Here is a 14,327-nt window from a genome sequence, read left to right on the forward strand (position 1 = left end):
CGTTTGCTGTGGTGGTATAAGTTTGGTTTGTCTTCAGAGTCAGACAATATCAGGTATGGGTTTTTAGCGGGGTTTGGCCGGAAGGCTTATTTCTTCCGTAGCGAAGACTCCCGGATGATCAGCTCTGGCTTCAACACGATCTTCTGAGGCACTACCTCCTTTTTGCCCGCCCGCAGCTGCTCAAAGAAGACTTCCGCGGTTTTCTTGCCCATTGTCAGGCTAAACTGGTCTACCGTGGTCAGGGCCGGGTCGGTGAAGGAGGTGAACGGGTCGTTGCTGAAGCCTGCCAGCGCCACTTCCTCCGGAATCCTGATCTTGTTTTCCTTCAGCACCTGCATGGCGCCCATCGCGGCGAAGTCGCTGGACGAGAAAACGGCATCGGGCCTGTCGCGGAGCGTGAGGAGCTGTTTCATGCTTTCGCGGCCGTCCTCCAGCTGCAGGTTGCTTTTCACCACCAGCTCCTCGTCGTAGGGGATGCCGTAGTTCTTCAGCGCATCCACGTAGCCGCGCAGGCGCTCCCTGAAGATGCTGACATTCTTGGGGCTGGTGAAGTGGCCGATGCGGCTGCAGCCCTGCTGGATCAGGTGCTCCACCACTTTGTAGGCGCCCAGGTAGTCGTCTATCATCACCTGGCTTACCTCCAGCAGGTCGGTGGTGCGGTCAAAAAGCACGAGCGGAATGCCTTCCCGCTCAATGCGCTTGTAATGGTCGAAACTCTCCGTGTTCTTCCCGATCGAGGCGATGATGCCGTCCACGCGCGCGCTCAGCAGGGCGTCGATGGTCTGGATCTCCTTCTCGTGGCTGTCGTACGACTGGCTGATGATGACCTTGTAGTTCAGTTTGTTGGCCACTTCCTCGATACCGCGCACCACCGAGGCGAAAAAACTCCGGTCGGCGGTGGGCACGATGATGCCGATAATGTAGCTTTTGCCGTTGCGGAGCGCAGCCGCGATGTTGTTGGGCTGGTAGTTGAGTTGCTTCGCCGCCTTCAGCACGGCCTTTTTGGTGACGTCGCTAATCCGGGGGTTGTCGTTTAGGGCGCGCGAAACCGTGGAAGCCGTGATGTTGAGCTTCTCGGCGATGTCATGAATCGTTACTTTGGATTTGCTTTGCATACGCGTAGTGTAAAAATGTCGGTGGCAAACAACGATAGGCCTGTGTTAGGCCTCCATGCGCCGGTCGTGGGTAGGGGGGTATGGGCAGGCATTGTGTTCCATACACTGCTCGGAGCGGGGTGTCAGGGTCGTCTCCAGCAGCAATGGCTCGGCCGTTGGCTGTGCGCCCCCCACAATCAGACGGTCATACAGGGTATACACCATCCTAATCTCCCCATCCTGAAACAAATCCTCGATCAGGTAAGCCTCACGGAGCTTCGCCGTGTCGTAGGCTTTGCTGTCGTTTGGGTGTATGGCGTGGCGTGTATTATAAGTAATGCTCATAGGTATGAGTATGGTGCGTGTAAACGTTTGCGCAAATTACTATTTTTTTTGAATTATGCTACTAAAAAATCCTTTTTTACGCTGGATGCATGCTAATTCTCTTTTCCAGTGAGTAAGTGCTGACATTTCATTTAATGTGGAAACAGGGATTCTTAAACCTGTTTTTGCCGCTGTGTTAAAAATTATTCCATTATTTTTTTGTGATTAAGCTGAATTATTTATAACATGCAATCGGTTGCGCAATTGATTGCTCAGAATCAGTAAGTGATTAATCATTATGAAGCGTTAAAACAGGCCTAAATAAAGCCTCAGCGCCTTTTTTCAACAGGAGAATAGCAACTGTTGCCCAATGTTAAAACCGGCGGATGGCGGGCGTTACCGCTACAGAATGCGCCAGGCGGGCGGCGAAAAGCAAGACAGGACAGGATACATTTAAATATTATACATCTTAATACACAACTTATGCGAAACGCTTTACTACGGAAGATGAGGTATTTGTTGACGCTTGCTTTCTTCTTCTCCGCGATTGCCGGGGCGCTGGCCCAAAGCATTTCCGTGACCGGGAAGGTGACAGACGAGAACGGCCAGGCGCTGCCGGGAGTGACGGTGCTGGAAAAAGGCTCTGCCGCCAACGGCACAGCTACGGATACAGAGGGGGTTTTCAGGCTGTCGGTGCCCAACGGGCAGGCGGTGCTGGTGTTTACCTATATCGGCTACAAGGCGCAGGAGGTGTCGGTGAACGGGCGCTCCGCCGTTAACGTGACGATGGCCATGGACGCCAAGGCCATCGAAGAGGTGGTAATCATCGGGTACCAGGCCGTGCCTAGAAGCGAGCTGACAAGCTCTGTTTCGTCGGTAGGGGCGAAGCAGCTGAAGGACATACCTGTAAGCACAGCCGCAGAGGCGCTGGCCGGCCGGCTGGCGGGGGTGCAGGTAACCACCTCAGAGGGCCAGCCGGGCGCTGAGATCCAGATCCGGGTGCGCGGCGGCGGCTCCATCACGCAGGATAACTCGCCGCTGTATATCGTGGACGGTATCCAGATGGAGAACGCGCTTTCGGTGTTGTCTCCGCAGGAGATTCAGTCGATTGACGTGCTGAAAGACGCGGCGTCCACGGCCATATATGGTGCGCGCGGTGCCAATGGCGTGGTCGTGATCACGACCAAGGGCGGCGTGGCCATGCCCACACAGGTGACTTACAATGGCTTTGCCGGGGTGCGCAGCATCGTGAACAAGCTGGACGTGATGAAGCCCTACGACTACGTGAAGTACCAGCACGAGATCTACAACTACAATACCGATGAGCAGACCCGTAACTCCTTTACGCAGCGCTACGGCCTGTACGAGGATCTGGATATCTACCAGAACATGCCGTTCACGGACTGGCAGGATGAGGTGTTTGGGCGCGACGCCTCCAGCCAGACCCATATTCTGGGTGTGACCGGCGGCACCGAGAAAACCTCCTTCAACTTCACGCTCAACCGCACCGATGAAGAGGGCATCATGCTGAACTCTGGCTTCCAGAGAACATTGGCCTCCTTCAAGTTCGATCACCGGGCCACCGACAAGCTGCGGGTTGGCTTGAGCACCCGCTACAGCCGCCAGCTGATTGATGGCGTGGGCACCTCCAACACCGGCTCGCAGGGCAACAACCGCTTGCGGAACGCCGTGCGCTTCAGGCCTTTCGTGGCGCCGGGTATGGAGAGCACCGCCGACGAGTTTGACCCTGAGTTCGCGAACCTCACCAACCTGATCAGCCCGGTGCTGCTGGCCAACCAGGAACTGCGGGAAGACCATAGAACCGATGTGCTGGTAAACGGCTGGTTCAGCTACGAGCTGATCAAGAATTTGACCTATAAAACCGTGTTCGGCATCACAAACACCAACAGAGACCGCTACGATTTTGACGGGCCGTTTACCAGCCTTGCCCGCCAGAACGCGGGTATGCCTGTGTCTGAGATCAGGGCAGGGGAGTCGCTGGCACTGACCAACTCGAACGTCATCAACTACCGCCTGAACTTTGCCGAAAACCACCGCATCGATATGTTGCTGGGCCATGAGATATGGCAGCGCAACGACAAGTCGAGTACGATCATCACAAAATACCTGCCCGTGGATATCACGGCAGCGCAGGCGTGGGCAGGTATAGACAAAGCTACCCCGCCAGCAGGCCTGATCCAGGATGCCCCGCGCACCTTCGAAGAGGAGCAGCGTTTGCTCTCTTTCTTCGGGCGCGCCTCCTACAGCTTCAAAGAAAAATACCGTGCCGTGGTGAACCTGCGCCGCGACGCCTCCTCGCTTTTCTCTCCGGATAACCGCGTAGGTTATTTTCCTTCGGCCTCTCTTGCCTGGCATATCGCCGACGAGAGCTTCCTGCGGGGCACCGACGACTGGCTGTCGGACCTGAAGCTGCGCGTGAGTGTGGGTGAGGTCGGCAACAACCGCATCGGGGTGGACCTCTGGAAAACGATGTTCACCAACTCTTCTGACTATGGCTATGCCTTTTCTGAGTCCATCACGCCGGGCTTTGTGTCCAACAGCCTGGCCAACTCTAACCTGACCTGGGAAACCACGGTGGCCCGCAACCTGGGCCTCGACTTCTCGCTGTTCAACAACAGGATTAGCGGTTCGGTGGATGTATACAAAAACAACACCAGCGACCTGCTGCTGCTGGCCAAGATCCCGCAAACCAGCGGTTACTCCGATCAGCTGCAGAACATCGGAAAAACAGAGAACAAAGGCATAGAGCTGCAACTGAACGGGGTAGTGGTCGACAACAGCGACTTCACCTGGAACGCCAACTTCAACATTGCCTTTAACAGAAACAAAATCGTGAGCCTCGGATCTGACTCTGACGGAAACCCGCAGCAGTCATACCTGGTGGAGTCGGGCTGGGTGAACAACCTGCAGGACTTCCTGGTGGAGGTGGGCCAGCCAATCGGGCAGTACTATGGCTACGTGACGGACGGGTTCTACACCGTGGATGATTTCAACGCCACCCTGAACGAGGCCACCGGTGCCTGGAGCTATACCCTGAAAGACGGGGTGCCAAACACCAAGGATGTGGCCCTGGGCAACAGAGACCCGCAGCCGGGCGACCTCAAGCTGAAAGATCTGACCGATAACGACAACGCCATGATCACGCCTGACGACAGAACCGTGCTAGGCAGCTCCCAGCCGAAGTTTATCGGGGGCTTTAACCAGCAGTTCGCCTATAAAGGCTTCGACCTGAGCGTGTTCCTCAACTTCTCCTATGGCAACAAAGTGTACAATGCCAACAAGATCGAGTTCACCACGCAGTACCTGTACCGCGACAACAACATGCTGGAGCTGATGACCGACCGCTGGAGACGGTTTGATGACAACGGCCAGTTAGTGACCAACCCGGAAGCGCTGTCGGCCCTGAACCAGAATGCCCAGTACTGGACGCCCCCGCTGGGCCAGTATTTCCTGCACTCCTTCGCCATCGAAGACGGCTCTTTCCTGCGCATCAGCAACGTGACCCTGGGCTATACCCTGCCAAAGCACCTGGTAGACAAGACGAAGGTGTTCTCCAACTTCAGGGTGTATGCCACCGTGAACAACCTGCATACCTTCACCAGCTACTCCGGCTACGACCCAGAGGCCAGCACCCGCAGAAGCAACCCCCTGACCCCGGGCGTGGACTATGCGGCCTATCCGCGCAGCCGCTACATACTGGGTGGTGTTAATGTTACTTTCTAATTTCTTAAAGGTGATGAAAATGAATAAAAGCTATATAAAATCGCTGTTTTTACCACTGGCCCTGGGTGGCATGGTCCTGTTCTCGTCCTGCGAGGATTACCTGGACGTGGAAAACCCCTCCACCATCTCGCAGGATGGCGTGTTTACGAGCGTGGGCTATGCCAACTCGGCCGTGACGGGCATTTACAACAGCCTGATGGGCGACAACGGCTACGGTAGCCGTATCTCCACCCTATACCCAAACGCCGCCGATGATTTTCGGATTGGCGGCACCTACAACCCCCTCGACCGCAGGGGCATCAGCGGGTTGGGCGTGAGCCCCGACAACACCGAGCTGAACAGGCCCTTTCTGCAGCTGTATGAGGGTATAGAGCGCGCGAACATCGCTATCAAGTACATCCCGGCCTCCGCCCTATACAACAGCGGCACGCCCGCAGAACAGGCCGCGATGCGGAAGCTGCACGGCGAGGCGCTCACGCTTCGCGCCATTTTCTACCACGAGCTGATCCGCAACTGGGGGGATTTGCCTGCGCCATTTGAGCCTTCGGCAGATCAGGTAGACCTGTACCTGACCAAAACAGACCAGGACGTGATTTACGACCGCCTGCTGGAGGACCTGAATCTGGCTGTGGAACTGGTGCCGTGGCAGTCAGAGTCCGGAGACCCCAGCACACGCATCACCAAATCGGCGGTGAAAGGGCTGCGCGCCCGCATGGCCCTGGCCCGTGGCGGGTATGCCCTGCGCAGAGACAGCCGCCAGCTAGAGCGCAGAGCCGATTACAAAGACTACTATGAGATTGCCCGCCAGGAAACGCTCGACATCATCGAGAGCGGCCGGCACAGCCTGAACCCCGATTATGAGCAGGTGTTCAAAGACCTCCATACCGGCACAAGCGGCGGGGCCACCCACGAGATGCTCTTTGAGATAGGCGCCTTTGGCGGTAACTCCAAAACAGACAGCAAACTGGGCTACAGCAACGGCCTCCGTATCGACAAGACCTCCAAGTATGGCCAGGCAAACGGGCAGCTGGAGGCTATACCGACCTACTTCTATGCGTTCGACTCGATCGCAGACGTGCGCCGGGATGTTACCCTCGCCTTCTTCCAGATCAACAAGGAAGACAATAAAGAGATGACGCGCCTGTCGCAGATGCGCGATGGCAAGTTCAGGAAGTACTGGACCAGCATCGACGGAACCGCACAGAACCTGGGCATTAACTGGCCGGTGCTGCGCTACGCGGATGTGCTGCTGATGTATGCCGAGGCTGAGAACGAGCTGAACGGGCCGACGGCGCAGGCCATGGCGGCGTATGAGCAGGTGAGGAGCCGGGCCTTTACCGGGAACCTGGAGCGCATGGGCACCACACCCACAGACCAGGAGGGCTTCTTCAAGGCGATTATGCAGGAGCGGCTACTGGAGTTTGGAGGCGAGGGCATCCGCAAGTATGACCTGATCCGCTGGAACAAACTGGCCTCCACCATCAACGGGACAAGGGCCGATCTGACAGCGCTGATGAACAGGGAGGGACGGTATGCCAATGTGCCGACCTACGTGTACCATAAACCTACCCCGTTGGTAGACACCACGGTGCCGGCAGAGGTGGCAGACTTCGAGCTGTTCGGAGGGTCCGTTGCCAACGCCATGTATACGCCCGCCCCTGTCACCTCGCCCGCCGAGTATACCCGAGTGAACTGGGCAGCCTCTGTAGACCAGAGTTACATCGAAAGCTTTGCCGTGGCGTTTGAGCCGAACAAGTCGGAGCTTTTCCCCATCTACAGCGGCGTGCTCAACCAGAACTACCGGCTGACGCAGGACTACGGATACTAACAGATAACTGGATTTACGAACAACAAACCGTTACGACATGAAATTAGCTATAAAGAAGATACGAAGCCTGATTCCGGTTATCCTATTGGCCGCCCTGGCCTTTGCCTGCGAAGACGACCCCGACAAACTGGAGCCGATGCGCATGTTCACGCCAGCCGGTGCGGTGAAGGCCGTGAGTGGCGAGACGCAGGTGAAGTTGACCTGGAACTCCTCGCTTTATACCGCCAGCGGCAGCGGCGTTACCTATACCGTGGAAGTCGCCGCCGATACGCTGTTCCAGACACCCATCCTCCTGTCGGCCCAAACAGACACGGCAGGCATCGTGCTGACGGATGAGCAGCTGGAGGTACGGCAGAAATACTATGCCCGCATCAAGGCGAACGCGCTGGGGGAAAGGCCTGAGTCGAAGTATTTTGCTGTGAGCTCGGGCTTCACGATCCGGGGGGAGCAGATCCTGCAGCCGCTGCTGACCAGCGACATCACCGACAAAGCCGTGCTGCTGAAGTGGCGGGAGCGAGCCGGGCTCACCAAGCTAGTGCTGACGCCGCAAACGGCAGCGGGCGCCCCTGCCGGCGACCCCATCGAAGTAACCCTGACGGAAGAGGAACTGGCTGCCCGGCAGAAATTTGTGACCGGGCTGGCCGCCAGCACAAACTACAGAGCCGAGATTTTCCGGGATACCCGCCTGGTGGGCTACCTCAGCTTCATGACCAACGCCCCGGTTGTGGGCAACGTGGTGGACCTGACGCGCTTTACCGACCGGCCCTCAGTGCTGGAAGACACGCTCCTGCAGATTGAATCGGGAAGCATCGTGATCCTGAAGAAAGGCGTGACCTATACCATCGCCAACACCGTGAACCTCGACAGGTCAGTGACCATTATGAGCGAGAACACCGTGGATCCGGCCAAAGCCACCATCTTCTTTACCAGTAACTTCAACTTCGCCGAAGGCAGCGCAGTGGACTCTGTGGTGTTCAAAGACCTGTACCTGAAGGGCAGTGACTACAGCGGGGTGTATGTGTTCAACATCGATAAGGCCGCGACCATTGGCAAGATCAAGTTTGAGTCTACTCGCGCCGAAATCTTCCGGGGCATCGCCCGCATCAAAACCGGCGGGGTAACGGTCAATAACTTTGTGGTGAACAACAGCGTGATCGACAGCGTGGCAAATTACGGCGTACTGGCCATCGACAACTCCGGGGCCACGGTCAACAACATCATCTTCACGAATAGCACCTTCTACAAAATAGAACGGCCAGTTACCAGCAAGAGCGCCGCAAATTCTATTCTGATCGAGAACTCAACGTTCAACGAGGCGCCGGAAGCGTCGCGCTACCTCGTGGATTTCGGCTCGTTTGAAGTGACGCAGGGCGTTATGTTCCGCAATAACATTGTCGGGAGAGGCAAGAAAGTAGGCGAGGATGCCGGCGTGAAAGGCATTAGAGCCGGCTCGGGCACACTGGTGCAGTCCAGTGGCAGCTACGCCACCTCCGACTATATGGCCACCGGCAACGAGATCCCGAACCTGACCGTGTACAGCGGCACCGCTGCCGACCTGTTTCAGGACCAGAAAAGCGGGAACTTCACGATCAAAGACGCCGGTTTCGCCGGTAAGAGCAGCGCCGGTGACCCGCGCTGGAGATAGCTAAAAACTTACAGGCCTGCCGCGGCAAAATTTACCGTGGCAGGTTTTTACCATTTTAGAGCATCCTATGCCTGCCACAAAAATGAAGTTTCCTTTTCTGTTGATAAGCGCCGCGCTGTCCTTCGCCTTAACGGATTGTAAAGGAAAGCAGGATGAGCCCGCGCCGGTGGTAGTAGTGGAGCCAGCAGAAGAGGGCCCTACGCCTGTGAACGAGGCGGCGCTTGCTTTTCCGGGGGCAGAGGGCTTCGGCAGAGACGCTACCGGAGGGCGTGGCGGAAAAGTCATCAAAGTCACCAACCTGAACGACGCGGGAGCGGGGAGCCTGAGGGCGGCCCTTGCCACGGCAGGTGCCCGCATAATCGTGTTCGAGGTTTCCGGAACAATCGCGCTGGCAGCTAACCTGAACATCAGCCTGGGCGATGTCACCATCGCGGGGCAGACGGCCCCCGGCGACGGCATCACCCTCAAAAACTACCCTGTCAGTGTAAACGCCGATAACGTGATCATACGGTATATGCGTTTCCGAATGGGCGACGAGCAGCAGCAGGAGGGAGACGCGCTGGGCGGCAGGTTCCACAAAAACATCATCGTGGATCACTGTTCCATGAGCTGGTCGACGGATGAGTGCGTGTCGTTTTACGCCAACGAGAACTTCACCTTGCAGTGGAGCATCATTTCGGAGAGTTTGCGCAATTCCACGCACGTGAAGGGCGCGCATGGGTATGGCGGGATTTGGGGCGGTAAAAACGCCTCGTTCCACCACAACCTGCTGGCCCACCACGACAGCCGCAACCCGCGCCTGGGCGAGGAGGCAGGCAAAGCCTTCGCCCTGACCGACCTGGTGGACCTGCGGAACAACGTGCTCTACAACTGGGGCAACAACAGCGCCTACGGCGGCGAGGCGATGAACGTGAACATCGTGAACTGCTACTACAAGCCTGGTCCGGTCACAACCAAAAAAGAGCGCATCCTGTCCATCGACAAAAATAAAGTCAGCGGCACGGAGGTATATGATATCTGGGGCAAGTTTTACATCAACGGCAACTACGTGGATGGCAGCAGCCGGGCCACCAGCGATAACTGGGCCTATGGCGTCTTCAACCAGTTCCATGGGAGCTACGGCACCGTGCCCGAGGCCGACAAAGCCGCGATAAGGCAGACTGCGCCGCACCCGATCCAGGACAACGTGACCACCCATACCGCACAGGAGGCCTATGAGCGGGTGCTGGCCTATGGCGGCGCCTCGCTGAAACGGGACGCGGTGGACGAGCGCGTGCTGGACAATGTGCGCAACGGCACCTATACGGCCCCAGGCTCCGGCGGCAGCGAGAAAGGCATCATCGACAGCCAAAGCGACGTGGGCGGCTGGCCGGAACTGGCGGCAATGCCCGCACCAGTTGACACTGACGGCGACGGCATGCCCGACGAGTGGGAGAAGGCGCAGAAGCTAGACCCTGCAAAGGCAAACCCCAACGGCCGAAGCCTCAGCACCGCCTATGACAACATCGAAGTATACATCAACAGCCTCGTGAAAGACATCACGGAAGGCCAGGTGAACTAGCAGCAAGAGGCGGGAAGCTGTCCGGCAGGGTTTATAAATAGGGCAACGTTGAAGGCAAATGGCTGAATGGTTTAATTGTTAAATGGCTGCATTGCTGAAAGCCATACATGTTTTTCAGCCATCAACCGATGTAGCCATCTAACCATCTAACCCAAGTTGCAATCAACTGCTATATATAAATCTGGCTCTCCGAGGAGGGAAATCCGGCAATTGTGAAAATTCCCCTCTTGGGAGGGGCAGGGGTGGGTAAACCAGGAGGATAATTCGTCCAGCTTGTGTAAATGGAAACTTAAACTGTCCATAAAAAGTGACGATAGCGGCGGTAGTGCGAATGTCCTGCGTTGCCAAGGCAAAGTATACAGGGCGAAGCGAAAGATGCTATATAGTAACAAGACAAAATTGAAAGAGAGTATGCTGAAACTAACTGCGACATCCAAAGTAGGTGCCATGTGCCTCCTGCTGCTGCTGGCCCTCTGGCAAACGGGGAGCCTGCTGGCGCAAAACCTGAAAAAGCAGTTCCCGAAGTCGTTCACGGTCACGGTGTCCAACCCACTGGGCCAGCAGCGGGAAGAGGCGATGGTATACATGGCCGAAGAGGAAATCCGGAAGCAGGCACCGGCCTTTAACCCGCAGGCTTTTGTGGTGCTCGACGGCAGAAACGAGATCGCCAGCCAGTATAACCTACACGATCCCCAGCACAGAGGCATCGTGCTGGTGCTCGGCCAGCTTGCCCCGAAGGCCAGCCGCACCCTCACCGTGCGTTACAACGAGAAAGGCACTGCCCCGCGCGCCTATAACAAGCGCACGCAGGCAGAACTGTCGCGGAAGGTGGGCGGCGCGTTCCAGAACCGAAAGTATATAGGCGGCACGTTCGAGAACGTCGACTCGCTGCGGGTGCCCGACGAGCACACGGACCATTCCTACTTTATACGCTACGAAGGCCCCGGCTGGGAATCAGATAAAGTGGGCTACCGCTTTTACCTCGACTGGCGCAACGGCACCGACGTGTTCGGCAAGAAGACGAAGGACATGGTGCTGCAGCAGGTGGGCCAGGACGGCTTCGACTCCTACCACGAAGAGCAGCCCTGGGGTATGGATGTGCTGAAAGTGGGCAAAGCGCTGGGCGTGGGCACGCTGGCCATGTTCCACGGGGGGCAGGCCAACCGCGTGGCCGAGACCGACAGTATGATCAGCGTGATCAGGGAAAACGGCGACATGTTTTCCGCTATCCAAACTACTTACTACGGCTGGAAAGTGGCGGGTATGACGATGGATGTGCAGTCGCTGCTGAGCATCCACGCGGGCAGCCGCCTGACGCACCACCAGGTGCGGGTAACAGGCGCGACGCCGCAAAACCTGAGCACCGGTCTCAACAAAGACAAAAAGGCCACCCTCCATACCAGTCCCGGAACCGACAAAGCCTGGGGATATATGGCCAGCTACGGCAAGCAAAGCCTCAACGGCGATGGAGACAACCTCGGTATCGCGGTGCTTTTCCGGCCGCGCGACCTGCTGGAGTTTACAGAAGACAGCAACAGCCACGTGGTGATGCTGAAACCGGCCGATAATCAGGTGGAGTACTATTTTCTGGCAGCCTGGGAACTGGAGCCGGATGGCATCAAGACGGAGGAGCAGTTTATGCAGTACCTCCAGAAAACCGCCCAGGAACTGGCACAGCCGGTGCTGGTGCGTTTCGGGAAACTGCAGTAGAGACTGCTGGCGCAGCGGAACATTCCTTTCGGATGCGCCAGTGGGTATGTATAATCTATAAGAAATCATATAGGTATGGGAGGTAGGTTTTTAGCGCTGGCGCTGGGCTTTCTGGTCGTATGCTTTGCGGGCTGTGTCCGGCAAGCCACCAGCGGCGCACCAGCGCGCGCTGCGGAAAGCAGTAGCGACAAGGTGCTGGCCTTCCCCGGCGCGGAGGGCTTTGGCAGGTATACCACGGGCGGCCGCGGCGGCCAGGTGGTGGTGGTGACCAACCTGAACGATGATGGCCCCGGCAGTTTGCGTGATGCGATTCAGAAGCACGGTGCCAGAACAGTGGTGTTTGCCGTGGCCGGCTACATCGACCTCGAGTCGCCGCTGGACATCAACAACAGCGACATCACCATCGCAGGCCAGTCGGCACCCGGCGACGGGATCACGGTGCGGTATAACCCGGTCAATGTCAAGGCCGATAACGTCATCATCCGGTACCTTCGCTTCCGGCTGGGCGACACGAAGGGCGTGGAGGCAGATGCCATCAGCGGGAACAAAGGCCGGAGCAACATCATCGTAGACCACTGCTCCATGAGCTGGGCAACGGATGAAGGCGCTTCCTTTTACCGCAACAAGGACTTCACGCTGCAGTGGTGTATCATCTCGGAAAGCCTGAACGAGTCGGTGCACGCAAAGGGCAACCATGGGTATGGCGGTATCTGGGGAGGGGGAGGCGCTACTTTTCACCATAACCTGATTGCGAGCCATATGAGCCGCATGCCCCGTTTCAGCGGGTCCAGCTCTACCAAAAACTCGCCGGACGAACTGGTTGATTTCCAAAATAATGTGATTTACAACTGGGGAGGGAACAGTGTGTACGGCGGCGAAAAGGGGCGTTACAACATGGTGAACAACTACTACAAGCCAGGGCCCGCCACGCCTGAATCCAAGAACGACAGGCTGCTGGAGCCCTACGCGCCATACGGTCAGTTTTATATAGCCGGGAATGTGATGGAGGGCAACGCGGAGATCACGCAGTACAATGCCCTGGGCGTGCGCATGGCGCACCCCGACTCGGCTTTGGCGGGAAATCAGTTTGAGGTGGCGGCGTTGCGCGGGCAGTCAGCACAGGAGGCATACAGCCTGGTGTTGGCCCATGCGGGCGCCAGCTACAGACGCGACAAAGTGGATGAGCGGGTGTTGCGTGAAGTGCGGGAGAACAGCGCGAAAAGCGGGAAGCACCAGAACGGCATCATCGACAGCCAGCAGGATGTGGGCGGCTGGCCTGAACTGGCCTCAGCCCCGGCTCCGGCCGACACAGACCAGGACGGCATGCCCGATGCCTGGGAAACGAAGCACAAACTGAACCCCGAAAGCGCTGCTGATGCCGCAGGGTATACCCTCGACAGGCAGTACACTAACCTCGAGGTATACCTGAACAGCTTGGTCCGCATAAACGAGAAGATATGAAATTACTGGCCCTGATACTTTTTTCCCTCACGCTTTTTGCAGCACAGGCACAGCAGCAAACGCTGGTGGTGGCGCAGGACGGAAGCGGCGACCATACCTCGGTGCAGGCCGCCGTGGATGCCGTGCGCGCCTTTCCGTTGGAGCGTGTCGAGATCATGATCAGGAATGGGGTATACCGGGAGAAAGTGGTCGTGCCCTCCTGGAAAACGAGCATTTCCTTCATCGGCGAAAGCAAGGAAAACACCATCATCCGGTGGGGAGATTTCTCCGGCAAAGGCGACATCAACACCTTTACGTCTTACACGGTGCTGGTGCAGGGCAATGATTTCAGGGCCGAGAACATCACCTTCGAGAACGACGCGGGCCCGGTAGGGCAGGCGGTGGCGCTGCACGTGGAGGCAGACCGCTGCGTGTTCGAGAACTGCCGCATTATCGGCAACCAGGACACGCTCTACTCGGGCGTCGACAACAGCCGCCAGTACTACCGGAACTGCTACATCGAGGGCACCACCGACTTCATCTTCGGCCCGGCCACGGTGGTGTTCGAGAACTGCACCATCCACTGCAAAAAGAACTCCTACATCACCGCCGCCTCTACCCCACAGGGGCAGGACTTCGGCTTCGTTTTCCTGAACTGCACGGTCACCGCCTCCGACCAGGCCACCAAAGTATACCTGGGCCGCCCCTGGAGGCCTTACGCGCAAACGGTTTTCATCAACACCACGCTGGGCAACCACATCAGGCCTGAAGGCTGGCATAACTGGAATAAGCCGGAGGCGGAGAAAACAGCGTTTTACGCAGAGCATCACTCCAAGGGCCCCGGCGCCTCCCCCGGAACACGCGTGGCCTGGGCAAAGCAGCTGAAGAAGCGGGAGGCAAAGAAATACCAACCCGCCACCATACTGGACGGCACCGATAATTGGACACCGGCAGAGTAGCAGAACAGGAACACTGACACCA

At 57.4% G+C, this 14,327-nt stretch carries 9 protein-coding genes; 7 read left to right on the forward strand and 2 right to left on the reverse strand.

Features of this window, described 5'->3' with window-relative positions; all coding sequences use genetic code 11:
* Positions 1-86: 86 nt before the first annotated feature.
* On the reverse strand, positions 87-1,115 hold the full coding sequence (locus tag MKJ04_RS19415) for a LacI family DNA-binding transcriptional regulator (RefSeq protein ID WP_241643336.1): 1,029 nt from the start codon (positions 1,113-1,115) through the stop codon (positions 87-89).
* Between the two features lie 45 nt (positions 1,116-1,160).
* Positions 1,161-1,439: a hypothetical protein gene (locus MKJ04_RS19420; RefSeq protein ID WP_241643338.1), complete on the reverse strand. Its 279-nt coding sequence runs from the start codon at positions 1,437-1,439 to the stop codon at positions 1,161-1,163.
* Between the two features lie 462 nt (positions 1,440-1,901).
* Here MKJ04_RS19420 and MKJ04_RS19425 point away from each other — a divergent pair, with 462 nt between their 5' ends.
* The 7 genes from MKJ04_RS19425 to MKJ04_RS19455 all read left to right on the forward strand — a co-directional run bounded on the left by MKJ04_RS19425 (position 1,902) and on the right by MKJ04_RS19455 (position 14,305).
* Positions 1,902-5,162 (forward strand): SusC/RagA family TonB-linked outer membrane protein, encoded by a 3,261-nt coding sequence (locus tag MKJ04_RS19425; protein ID WP_241643340.1) that lies wholly within the window; start codon positions 1,902-1,904, stop codon positions 5,160-5,162.
* Between the two features lie 19 nt (positions 5,163-5,181).
* Positions 5,182-6,990, forward strand: a complete 1,809-nt coding sequence (locus MKJ04_RS19430) for a RagB/SusD family nutrient uptake outer membrane protein (protein WP_241643342.1) — start codon at positions 5,182-5,184, stop codon at positions 6,988-6,990.
* 37 nt (positions 6,991-7,027) lie between these two features.
* Positions 7,028-8,635, forward strand: coding sequence for a DUF5123 domain-containing protein (locus MKJ04_RS19435; RefSeq protein ID WP_241643344.1), 1,608 nt, complete (start codon positions 7,028-7,030; stop codon positions 8,633-8,635).
* 67 nt (positions 8,636-8,702) lie between these two features.
* Positions 8,703-10,196, forward strand: coding sequence for a pectate lyase (locus MKJ04_RS19440; RefSeq protein ID WP_241643346.1), 1,494 nt, complete (start codon positions 8,703-8,705; stop codon positions 10,194-10,196).
* Between the two features lie 411 nt (positions 10,197-10,607).
* The gene (locus MKJ04_RS19445; RefSeq protein ID WP_241643348.1) at positions 10,608-11,906 is read left to right on the forward strand and encodes a DUF4861 domain-containing protein; all 1,299 of its coding nucleotides are present in this window, start codon (positions 10,608-10,610) and stop codon (positions 11,904-11,906) included.
* A gap of 75 nt (positions 11,907-11,981) precedes the next feature.
* Positions 11,982-13,367 (forward strand): polysaccharide lyase family 1 protein, encoded by a 1,386-nt coding sequence (locus MKJ04_RS19450; protein ID WP_241643350.1) that lies wholly within the window; start codon positions 11,982-11,984, stop codon positions 13,365-13,367.
* On the forward strand, positions 13,364-14,305 hold the full coding sequence (locus MKJ04_RS19455) for a pectinesterase family protein (protein WP_241643352.1): 942 nt from the start codon (positions 13,364-13,366) through the stop codon (positions 14,303-14,305). The genes MKJ04_RS19450 and MKJ04_RS19455 overlap by 4 nt, the downstream gene beginning before the upstream one ends.
* Positions 14,306-14,327 lie beyond the last annotated feature (22 nt).

The sequence above is a fragment of the Pontibacter sp. E15-1 genome, assembly GCF_022601975.1.
Taxonomy (GTDB): domain Bacteria; phylum Bacteroidota; class Bacteroidia; order Cytophagales; family Hymenobacteraceae; genus Pontibacter.

Excerpts from the sequence above, each read along its gene's own strand:
- MKJ04_RS19415 (WP_241643336.1), bottom strand. The coding sequence starts at position 1,115 with ATGCAAAGCAAATCCAAAGTAACGATTCATGACATCGCCGAGAAGCTC.
- MKJ04_RS19420 (WP_241643338.1), bottom strand. The coding sequence starts at position 1,439 with ATGAGCATTACTTATAATACACGCCACGCCATACACCCAAACGACAGC.
- MKJ04_RS19425 (WP_241643340.1), top strand. The coding sequence starts at position 1,902 with ATGCGAAACGCTTTACTACGGAAGATGAGGTATTTGTTGACGCTTGCT.
- MKJ04_RS19430 (WP_241643342.1), top strand. The coding sequence starts at position 5,182 with ATGAATAAAAGCTATATAAAATCGCTGTTTTTACCACTGGCCCTGGGT.
- MKJ04_RS19435 (WP_241643344.1), top strand. The coding sequence starts at position 7,028 with ATGAAATTAGCTATAAAGAAGATACGAAGCCTGATTCCGGTTATCCTA.
- MKJ04_RS19440 (WP_241643346.1), top strand. The coding sequence starts at position 8,703 with ATGCCTGCCACAAAAATGAAGTTTCCTTTTCTGTTGATAAGCGCCGCG.
- MKJ04_RS19445 (WP_241643348.1), top strand. The coding sequence starts at position 10,608 with ATGCTGAAACTAACTGCGACATCCAAAGTAGGTGCCATGTGCCTCCTG.
- MKJ04_RS19450 (WP_241643350.1), top strand. The coding sequence starts at position 11,982 with ATGGGAGGTAGGTTTTTAGCGCTGGCGCTGGGCTTTCTGGTCGTATGC.
- MKJ04_RS19455 (WP_241643352.1), top strand. The coding sequence starts at position 13,364 with ATGAAATTACTGGCCCTGATACTTTTTTCCCTCACGCTTTTTGCAGCA.